Origin of the sequence: Phenylobacterium sp., from assembly GCF_030693805.1 — a bacterium.
In the GTDB taxonomy this organism is placed as follows: Bacteria; Pseudomonadota; Alphaproteobacteria; order Caulobacterales; family Caulobacteraceae; genus Phenylobacterium.
Genome location: NZ_JAUXZW010000201.1, coordinates 1 through 1013, shown reverse-complemented (window position 1 = coordinate 1013; position 1013 = coordinate 1). Strand labels below are relative to the sequence as shown.

The window sequence follows — 1013 nt, the reverse complement described above, 5'->3', positions numbered from 1 at the left end:
TTATGAAGATTGATGTTTTAACGCCACGGGTTTCGAAGCATTATTTGTTATTCATAGCTGCACTGGTCTGGACTTTTGCAGGAGGAATGTTGTTGTTTCGGGGATTAACCTTTCCTGATTCGCAACCATCTCATTTGATGTTGAAACTCTTATCCGGTCTTTTGGCTGGTTTATTGTTTTTCTGGCTTTTATTTAACCGCATTTCGGCAAAACATGTACTTCGCATTCAGAACTTACCTATCGGTCAGCCATGCTTATTCTCCTTTTTTAATGTCAGAAGTTACCTGATGATGTTCTCCATGATTACATTCGGTATCCTACTTCGCAAATCGGGTTTTATTTCTCCCGAAAACCTTTCGCTGATGTATATAATGATGGGAATTCCACTTTTGATGTCCTCTTTCCGGTTTTACCAAACGTTTTTCAGTTCCTGAAAGCCTCTCATTTTGGATATTCAATCCGGACATGATAAATACTGACCAGTTTTTCGAGCAGGATGCTTTTCAGGATTGTAATTTCACGCAAGGTCAGGTCGGCATTGATCAATTGGTTCGACCTGATTTTTTGTTCTACCAGATTTTCAATCATTTCGCTAAATGTGGTTGCCGATTTATCTTTTAAGCTATGCGCGAAATATTCTTTTTTCATACGGTGCTTCACCCTTATTCCGCTTCCCAATACCCGCCCTTGTCGGAACCGACGCGTTTTAATGCGCCTTCTTTTTTTAATTTGCTCAAATTAAATTTAATTCCGTCTTCGGTAATGCCTATAATAGCAGATAACTCTTTTCTGGTAATACGAGGATTTGCCTTGATTGCTTCTAATATTTTCTGGGCAGTTTTCTGGGTAGTTTGTTTGTTTTCCATTTTCGGTTTCCTGTCTTCTGTCTTAACCGCAAGCATTCCCGACGCTACGGTCGGGATTCCATATTATATTTTTGTATATAGGAAGGTCAAAAGGCTTGCCCTACGGTCTTCTGTTTTTCATTCTCTGTTTCTGTTCTCCGTCCTCTG

3 protein-coding genes are annotated in these 1013 nt (G+C 39.7%); 1 reads left to right on the top strand and 2 read right to left on the bottom strand.

All coding sequences use genetic code 11. From position 1 onward, the window contains the following. The coding region (locus tag Q8M88_RS08045; protein ID WP_305596168.1) for a hypothetical protein at positions 1 to 434 on the top strand (434 nt) is incomplete at its 5' end. Positions 435 to 441: 7 nt separating this feature from the next. On the opposite strand, the gene Q8M88_RS08040 is transcribed toward Q8M88_RS08045, so the two are convergent. Together Q8M88_RS08040 and Q8M88_RS08035 are read right to left on the bottom strand one after the other, a co-directional pair. After that, positions 442 to 648 (bottom strand): hypothetical protein, encoded by a 207-nt coding sequence (locus tag Q8M88_RS08040; protein WP_305596166.1) that lies wholly within the window; start codon positions 646 to 648, stop codon positions 442 to 444. Between the two features lie 14 nt (positions 649 to 662). Further along, positions 663 to 866 (bottom strand): winged helix-turn-helix transcriptional regulator, encoded by a 204-nt coding sequence (locus Q8M88_RS08035; RefSeq protein ID WP_305596164.1) that lies wholly within the window; start codon positions 864 to 866, stop codon positions 663 to 665. Positions 867 to 1013 lie beyond the last annotated feature (147 nt).